Origin of the sequence: Roseomonas sp. TAS13, assembly GCF_001950415.1 — a bacterium.
GTDB classification, from domain to species: Bacteria; Pseudomonadota; Alphaproteobacteria; order Acetobacterales; family Acetobacteraceae; genus Roseomonas; species Roseomonas mucosa.
In genome coordinates this window covers 1-8,687 of the sequence record NZ_BDLP01000184.1, presented here as the reverse complement: position 1 = coordinate 8,687, position 8,687 = coordinate 1, and the positions used below count along the sequence as shown (strand labels likewise).

The window sequence follows — 8,687 nt, the reverse complement described above, 5'->3', positions numbered from 1 at the left end:
TCGCCTTACGGTGGAGCTGTGCGTAGATGTGATCAAGAGACAGGGTGGCCGCCATGCTCACCTGGGGTGGGCTCAACATCATCGGCGCCGACGAGGCGCGGCGCGAGGAGATCGCAGCGGAACAGGCCCGCGTCGCCGAGGCCGTGGACGCCGAGATCGCCCGCCTGGGTATCGAGCACAACACTCGAGGCGACCGCGCCAAGGCTTACCTGTATTGCCTGGAGACGGTAGATCCCCGGACCGGCTGGCGCGTGCCGATGGCGCCGACATGGGTGATCAGCAAGAACCGCCGCTGCGTTGCCAGGATGGTACCCGTTCACTCGGAAAAGCGCTTTGACCTCGTCGTTGTCGAAGGAGCTTCGCCCGAGGAGATGGCGCAGGCAGAGACAGGGACCATCCAGGACGGGCACCTTGTCTACCGCCTCACCTCCGTCCTGGGGAGTGAGGATGAGGAATATCGAATTTCTATTTCCCGGCTTCGTGGCGACGGCGAGGGCCCGGATCTGTCGGGTGGAGGTCGCGGCAACCGGCTGCGCCCCTGGGGCATCTCCGATGTGGTGCCGCAAGAGCCGCGATGGGTGCCGGACGCCGACCCCGTGCTTCCCGGATCCGCACCCGGCGCCTGGGTAGGCGGGGACATCTGGCTGGAGCGCCTCTACTGCATTCAGTGGCTGGACGGCGGCGACCTCAAGGCTGGGAAGCGCAGGGCCGAGACATTCTTCTCTGCGCCAAATGCTGAGGATATCGCGCGCGAGGTGCAGGTTCGCGGCATTGCCGAGGGCAACCTTGCGTCATGGCAGGCGGCAGGGTTGGTTCCCGACATGCCCATTGAGGTCGGCGAGAAGACCTTAGAGCCGATCCGCACTCGTGGCTGGACGTACTGGCATCATCTGTTCGGCCCTCGTCACCTCCTGATGCTCGCAACCGCAAGGCAGGCAGCTCGCTCCGCAAAAGCGTCGGCGGCTTGGGATGTGGTATTTGCGAGAGCGCTGGGCCGTGTCTCCCGCCTGACGCACTGGGCTGTTGGATCTCCTGGCAAGCCCGGAGTCGCCCCCAACGGCGACGGAGCAGCTGGCGTGTTCTACAATCAAGCTTTCAACACTTTCTACATGTATGCTGCTCGTTCGTTCCAAGATCTACGGGAGTGGCTCGCGGTGGATTTCACCGGCATGAGACCATTTCTCAATTCTGCACGCGTCTCCACCGGAGAGGCTCGATCGCTTCCGGAAACGTCCGACATCTGGGTCTACGACCCCCCCTACGCGGACGCGGTGAACTACCACGAGATCACCGAGTACTTTATCGCGTGGCTGCGCAAGAACCCGCCCGCGCCGTTCGACCAGTGGATGTGGGACAGCCGCCGCCCCCTGGCCATCCAGGGCAAAGGCGAGAAGTTCCGCTCCGACATGGTGGACGCCTTCCGGGCGATGGCAGACCGCATGCCGGACAATGGCCTGCAAGTCTGCATGTTCACCCACCAGGACGCTGGCGTCTGGGCAGACATGGCTGGGATCGTCTGGGGCGCCGGGCTGCGGGTCACCGCGGCGTGGTACGTCTCGACCGAGACCACCAGTGAGTTGAAGAAGGGCGGCTACGTCCAGGGAACCGTCCTGCTGGTGCTCCGCAAGCGTCAGGGAGACGAGCGGGCCTACAAGGACGAACTGGTGCTGGAGGTTCGCGGCGCCGTGCAGCGGCAGGTGGATCTCCTGACCGGCCTGAACCAGCGCGCCCGGGCCCTCCAGCGGGACGAGAACCCGTTCAGCGATGCCGATCTCCAGATGGCGGGCTACGCCGCAGCGCTCGAGGTGCTCACCGGCTACACGCACATCGAGGGCGTGGACATGACGCGGGAGGCCCTGCGGCCCCGGGTTAAGGGCCAGAAGGGCGTGGTCGAAGAGATGATCGCGCTCGCCGTCCAGACCGCCACCGAGCTGATGCGTCCAGAGGGCATCGACGAGGGCATGTGGGAGCGCCTCGTCCCGACGGAGCGCTTCTGGCTGAAGATGGTGGAGGCGGAGTCCGAGCGGCCTGCCGGAAAGCCAGAGGGGCGGGTCGACGACTACCAGAACTTCGCCAAGGCCTACCGGGCGGATGGCTGGGCCGAGCTGATGGCTGACCAGACGCCGAACAAGGCGCGCCTGAAGGGGGCGGCCGAGTTCAAGCGGTCCCTGATGTCGGGGCACCCGTTCGCGGGCGGGTTGGTCAGGCCCGTCCTCTACGCGGTGAACGAACTGCGGGCGGCCGCGGAGAAGGAAGAGGATCCCGTCGCCTCCGGCGAGCGCGCGGTCGCCGGGCTGCGCGAGAACCTAGGCTCCTGGGCCCAGCAGCGCCTGCGCGCCATGGTGATCGCCGACTGGCTCGGCCGGAAACTGGAGCGTCAGCGCCCGGCCGAGGCCAGCGCGGCCCGCACCCTGTCAGCGCTGATCCGGACGGAGAGGCTGGGCTGATGAAGGCCAAGGAATCCCGCCTGCTCGACTTCCTGCGGGCCTCGAACCAGTTCGTCATTCCCATCTATCAGCGGCCCTACCGCTGGGAGGAGGCCCAGTGCCACAAGCTTTGGGACGACGTTCTCAGGGCCGGACGCGGCAAGGAGGGAACCGCGCACTTCGTCGGGTCCGTCGTCTACATCCAGGACGGGCTGTACCAGGTTGCGGACCAGCCCGCCCTGCTCGTCATCGACGGCCAGCAGCGGCTCACCACCTTCATGCTGCTCATCGAGGCTCTCGCCCGGGCCCAGGGCGGATCTCCCCTGTCCGGTGACTTCGAGGCCCGGAAGCTTCGCCACTACTACCTGAAGGACACACTCCAGGACGGGGAGCGGGCATACAAGATGCTTCTCTCCGCCGCCGACCGGGTCACCCTCCAGGCCATCGTTGACGGGGCGGAGCTGCCCGCCGGGCACAGCGTCCGTATCGCTCAGAACTTCGAGCTCTTCCGGAGGCTGCTCCAGGGCACCGATCTGGAGGTGGTCGCCCGCGGGCTGGCCAGCATCCTGATCGTGGACATTTCCCTGGAGCGGGGGCACGACAACCCGCAGCTCATCTTCGAGAGCCTGAACTCCACCGGCAAGGCCCTGGGCCAAGCGGACCTCATCAGGAACTACGTGCTGATGGGGCTGAAGCCCGCCCTCCAGGACAAGCTCTACCGCGAGCACTGGCGTCCCATGGAGGTCGAGTTCGGCCAGGAGGCCTACGCCACCCAGTTCGACAGCTTCATGCGCCATTACCTGACGATGCGGACAGGCGATATCGCCAAGGTCGAGGAGGTGTATGAGGCCTTCAAGGAACATGCCAAGGCCGAGGAGGCTGCCGGTCGCGACGTAGCCGCCGTGGTGGCCGACATCCATCGGGCCGCAGGGCTCTACTGCCGTCTGGCGCTGGGCCGGGGCGAGGACGACAAGGCCCTCGTCGACGCCTTCAAGGACGTGCGCGAGCTCAAGGCGGAGGCGACCTTCCCCTTCCTGATGGAGGCGTACGGCGACCATCGCGCCGGGCTGCTGGACAAGAAGGACTTGCTGGCCGTCGTCCGGCTCGTCGAAGCCTATGTCTTCCGTCGTGCGATCCTCGCGATCCCGACCAACTCCCACAGCCGGACCTTCGCGACCTTCTCCCGCGGGCTCGACAAGACGCGCTATCTCGGCGCCGTCTCGGCCCGTTTCCTCGGGCTTCCCTCATATCGTCGGTTCCCTTCGGACGAGGAGTTCGAGGCGGCGATCCAGGTCCGCGACCTCTACAACACCCGCAACCGCTCCTTCTGGCTGCGGCGGATGGAGAACCACGGTCGCAAGGAAAGGGTGGCGGTCGAGGAATACACCATCGAGCACATCCTGCCGCAGAACGAGAACTTGTCGCAGGCATGGAAGGATGAACTGGGCCCCGACTGGGAGAGCATCCGAGCCGCCCGCCTGCACACGCTCGGGAACCTGACCCTCACCGCCTACAACTCCGAACTCAGCGACTACCCATTCGCCGAGAAGCGGGACGCGGAGTGCGGCTTCAAGTACAGCCCGCTCCACCTGAACGGGGGCCTCGGACAGGTGCAGAGGTGGGACGAGGCCGCCATACAGGCCCGTGCACAGCGGCTGGCCAAGCTTGCCGTCGAGGTCTGGCGTGCGCCTGCCATGGATCCGGCGGCCCTGGCGTCCTTCCAGGTCGCGTCCGAACCGAAAAGCGAATGGACACTGGCTGACCACCCGCGGCTCTCGTCCGGGCCCGTAGCGGCCTTGTACCAAGAGCTGCGCGGGCAGGTCCTGGCGCTCAACCCGGCGATCACCGAGGAGTTCAAGAAGCACTACGTGGTCTACCGGGCCGAGACCCTGTTCCTGACGGTGGTGCCCTTCGCCACCATCCTGAAGATCTACCTCAACATGCCCTTCCCGGAGATCCAGGACACCCGCGGCCTGTGCCGGGACGTGACCAACCTGGGACACTGGTCGAGCGGGGACGTGGAGTTCGAGGTCGATGCCCACAGCGACATGGCCTACGTCATGGCCCTGATCGGGCACGCTTTCGAGTGGCAGATGGAAGACGCGGAGGTCTCGTGAGCAGCACAGTCGATCTTCCGCCGAGTCATTCCCAGGTGCTCCCGCGGATCATGCGCGAACGCCATCCGGACGTGCTGGTCCGGCGGTCGGTCCGCGTCATCGCCATGGTGGCCGAACTCCACAAGGCTGGGTTCCAGCGCTTGCGCGCGATGCCCTTCCCGAACAGCAGCGGGAGTGCGTGGCGTCTGTGGATTGCGCCCGCCACGCACTTCCACCGGAACCATGGCGCTCTCCTGTGGAGCCCGCAGCCCGGCAACCGGACCGAGGGAGTGACGCCTTCCGAGGACGAGCGCTTGGTCGCCCACTACGGTACCGGGCAGGCCACGGAGAGCCGGTTCTTCGGATGGCGCGATGCGGCCCAGGACGACGCCCGCACCCTGGCCGACAAGTTCGTCCACCGCATGCCCGAACTCGCCCAGGCTGGTCTGGGCTGGGACCACGCCTACGCGGGCTGGTTCCAGCGGATGCTCGGGCTTGCCGAGCGTGGATGGTTGCCGGAGGTCTTCTCGAACAGCCATTCCCCAGGGCGCGATGCGATTTACCTCGTGGATCATCGTCCCGAGGCCTGGCGAGAACTGGACGCCGGGGAGCGGATGCCCGTGCTGCCGCTGCCCCCGCCGGGCGAACTTGACCTCGACTACCCCGGGCTGCAGCCCGGGCACGGCAGCTGGGAGTGAGTACCCCGAACGGCGCGTCCGGCCAGATCGCGGGGTTGCGGCGGTTCTCCTCGCGCTTCGGGATGCCGTCCGACCTGTTCCTGAAGGACAGGCTGCGAGGAGCCCGGAGCTACGACCGCATCGCCGGGTACTTCCGCTCCTCCATCTTTGAGGTGGCTGGGGAGGAGCTCGCCTCCATCGGCCGGGTCCGCATCGTCTGCAACTCCGACCTCGCGCCCCAGGACATCAGGGCCTCCCAGGAAGCCAGGACGAGCGCCCTGCTCCAACGCATGTGGGCCGACGGCGCCGGAGAGGATTCGGTCGAGCTGGAGACCCTGCTGAGGGGAAACCGCTACGCGATCCTGAAGGAGATGCTGCGCGCCAGGAACGCCGACGGACAGCCGCGCCTCGAGATCCGGGTGGTGGACAAGCAGTCGGCGCCCCTGGTTCACGGCAAAGCCGGGATCGTCACGCTCGCGGATGGTCGCAGGACCTGCTTCATGGGGTCCATCAACGAAACGCGCCACGGATGGAAGACCCACTACGAGCTGCTGTGGGAGGACGAGAGCTCCGAGGGGGTCGCCTGGACGCAGGCCGAATTCGACTTCCTCTGGAACAACGGCGTGGACCTGCCCGATGCAATCATCCAGGAGGTCGAGCGACGTGCAGACCGGGTAGAAATCCGCCTCAAGGACTGCCCGGAGTGGTCCATCGGCAGTGCCACGGACCTGCCCCGGGCGGCCCTGGTGGAGTCCCCGCTGGCCCGCGCCGGTGAAGGTCTCCAGCCCTGGCAGAAGTCCTTCGTCGCGGAGTTCCTCCGCCACCGGGCAGTCTACGGGAAGGCGCGCCTGCTGCTTGCCGACGAGGTGGGTGTCGGCAAGACCCTATCCTTGGCCACGGCCGCGCTACTCACGGCCCTCATGGACGACGGTCCGGCACTGATCCTCGTGCCCTCCACCCTGACGCAGCAGTGGCAGGTGGAACTCTGGGACCGGCTCGGCGTGCCGTCCGCCCGGTGGTGGTCCGCCCGCAAGGTCTGGGTTGACCATCTCGGGCACGTCATCCGGACCAACGGCGCCGCCGACATCGTGAAGTGCCCCTACCGGGTCGCCATCGTCTCCACCGGCCTGATCATGCACGGCCGCGAGGGGAAGCACGGCTGGAAAAACGAGGCAGGCGCCCTGATGAGCAAGCGCGCCCGTCCTGGGGAGGCGACATACGGCATCGTCGTCCTCGACGAGGGCCATCGGGCCCGCGGCGTCGAGGAGCGCGGCGAGGACGAGCGCCAGCCGAACAACCTGATGTCCTTCATGCTGGGGATCGCGGAACGGGCGCGGCATGTCCTGGTCGGGACGGCGACGCCCATCCAGACCGATCCGCTTGACCTGTGGGACCTGATGAAGGTTATCGCGTCCGGGGCCGACCACGTCCTCGGCGACCACATGAGCCCCTGGCGGAACAATCCTCCGGCAGCCCTGGGCTTGGTGAGCGGACGGGAACGGCCGCGCGACGAGTCCAACGCCTGGCCCTGGCTATCCAGTCCCCTGCCACCCGGCAGCGAGCATCGCGTCTTCGACCACATCCGCTCCGATCTGGGCATCCCGAGAGACCGGTTCTCAGCCGGGGGCGCGTCCTACACCCAGCTGGACGACCTGATGACCCGGGACGACCTGCGGGACCTGCTGGCAGGTGACGAGGACGGGTTGGGCTTCCTGCAGCGGCACAACCCGGTCGTGAGGCACGTCGTCCTCCGCCGCCGCAAGTCCCTTGAGGAAGCCGGGCTGATGAAGCCCGTCGCGGTCGAGATCCATCCGCGCCCGGACGACCCGAACCATCGCTCCCGCGTGTTCTTCGAAGCGAACGGCCGCGCCGTGGAGACCTCGCACACTCTCCGGGAAGCGTTCGAGGAGGCCGAGAAGTTCACGAAGGCCCTAATGGCCCGCAACCGCGGGGCGGGCTTCATGCGCAGCCTCCTGCTCCAGCGCATCTGCTCGTCCGTCCAGGCCGGTCTCGCCACGGCGCGGGCGCTGGGCAGCCAGCATCCGGAGCGCGAGGAGGTCCTGGTCGAGGCTCTCGAAGACGAGGAGGCGGAGGATGCCTTCCAGCCGCTCGCCGAGGCGTCGAGCACGGAGATGGCGGCCCTGAGGCGGCTGACGATGCTGCTCGAGACGGCCGTAGAGGAAGGCGAAGACCCGAAGTACGCGGTGGTTCACCACTACCTTCACGAACGTGGCTGGCTTCAGCTCGGATGCATCATCTTTAGCCAGTACTTCGATACTGCGGAATGGGCCGCACGTAGGCTGGCCCAGGATTTTCCGGACGAGCCGATCGCCCTCTACGCCGGGGCCGGGAAGTCGGGGGTGTTCCGGGACGGTCGCTTCAACGCGGTGGAACGGGATTCCATCAAGGCAGCCGTGCGGGACAGGTCCATCCGCCTCGTCGTAGCCACGGATGCAGCCTGCGAAGGCTTGAACCTCCAGACGCTCGGCACCCTCATCAACGTCGACCTGCCATGGAACCCGTCGCGGCTCGAGCAGCGGATCGGCCGCATCAAGCGGTTCGGGCAAGCCCGGGACAGCGTGGACATGCTGAACCTCGTCTACGAAGGCAGCCGCGACGAGGCGATCTACGAGAAGCTGTCCGCCCGCATGAAGGACAAGTTCGACATCTTCGGGCAGCTGCCAGACACGCTGTCCGACGACTGGATCGACGACGAGCAGGGCCTCGAGAAGGAACTTCGCAAGTTCGTCGAAGGTCGCCAGCGTGCCAACGCCTTCGACGCCCGGTGGGGGAACACGGCGACCGGCGTGTCGTTGTCTCCGGCCGAGCGTGACTGGCAGAAGGGATGGCAGACCTGTACCGAGGTGCTGTCCCGACGAGACATCGCCGAGCGGCTAGGCGAAGGTTGGTGAAGCCCGTCTCAAGCAACGAAGACGAACCAGTTTCCTTTGCCTCAAGGCCCTCTACCCAGCAGCCGCTGCGCCGGAATGCTTTCCATTCTCCTTTGGGCTCCGCCCTCCGCGCTGCGCGGAGGGCCGCGAGGATCTCGCAGGCAGCGCTGGCCACCAGCGTCGGGGTTTCCTTGAGGCGTGTTCCCCGAGCCTAGTTCTTCGCGATCCGGCTGTCAGTGCCGGATTATGGGTCATTCAGTTCAGCCAGTGCCGACATTTGGGTCCGCCGATGGCGGGTTATGTGTCCTGATGAATGGGCAGAACAAAGGGTTAGGAGGGTGTCAGTGGCGGGTTATGGGTCACCCGACAGCGCCTCTTCATGCGGCCGGTGCGCGGCGCGAACGGCAGCGAGGGCCTGCTGCATGGCCGGCGTGAGCAGCGGCTGGCGGGCGGCGCGCTCGGCGGCCCAATGGTCCCGCGCGCCCAGGGCTTCGATGCGCGGGTTCGGGTGGGTGTTCTGTCCAGGGCCGTCGCCCGGGAAGCCCAGCGAATGCCTGTCTCTTGATCACATCTACGCACAGCTCCACCGTAAGGCGA

At 66.8% G+C, this 8,687-nt stretch carries 4 protein-coding genes; all 4 read left to right on the top strand.

Annotated elements, in window-relative coordinates:
* Window positions 1–44 precede the first annotated feature (44 nt).
* Genes ROTAS13_RS14490 through ROTAS13_RS14475 form a run of 4 tightly spaced genes read left to right on the top strand, consistent with a single transcriptional unit; the run spans window position 45 to window position 8,111 of the window.
* Window positions 45–2,447, top strand: coding sequence for a hypothetical protein (locus ROTAS13_RS14490; RefSeq protein WP_075822683.1), 2,403 nt, complete (start codon window positions 45–47; stop codon window positions 2,445–2,447).
* The gene (locus tag ROTAS13_RS14485; protein ID WP_075822682.1) at window positions 2,447–4,543 is read left to right on the top strand and encodes a DUF262 and DUF1524 domain-containing protein; all 2,097 of its coding nucleotides are present in this window, start codon (window positions 2,447–2,449) and stop codon (window positions 4,541–4,543) included. Before ROTAS13_RS14490 ends, ROTAS13_RS14485 begins: the two co-directional genes overlap by 1 nt.
* Window positions 4,544–4,593: 50 nt before the next feature.
* A complete protein-coding gene (locus ROTAS13_RS14480; protein WP_075822685.1) occupies window positions 4,594–5,220 on the top strand; it encodes a hypothetical protein in 627 nt (208 codons plus the stop codon).
* Window positions 5,217–8,111, top strand: coding sequence for a phospholipase D-like domain-containing anti-phage protein (locus ROTAS13_RS14475; RefSeq protein WP_239370926.1), 2,895 nt, complete (start codon window positions 5,217–5,219; stop codon window positions 8,109–8,111). Before ROTAS13_RS14480 ends, ROTAS13_RS14475 begins: the two co-directional genes overlap by 4 nt.
* Window positions 8,112–8,687: the final 576 nt, after the last annotated feature.

Excerpts from the sequence above, each read along its gene's own strand:
- ROTAS13_RS14485 (WP_075822682.1), top strand. The coding sequence starts at position 2,447 with ATGAAGGCCAAGGAATCCCGCCTGCTCGACTTCCTGCGGGCCTCGAAC.
- ROTAS13_RS14480 (WP_075822685.1), top strand. The coding sequence starts at position 4,594 with ATGCGCGAACGCCATCCGGACGTGCTGGTCCGGCGGTCGGTCCGCGTC.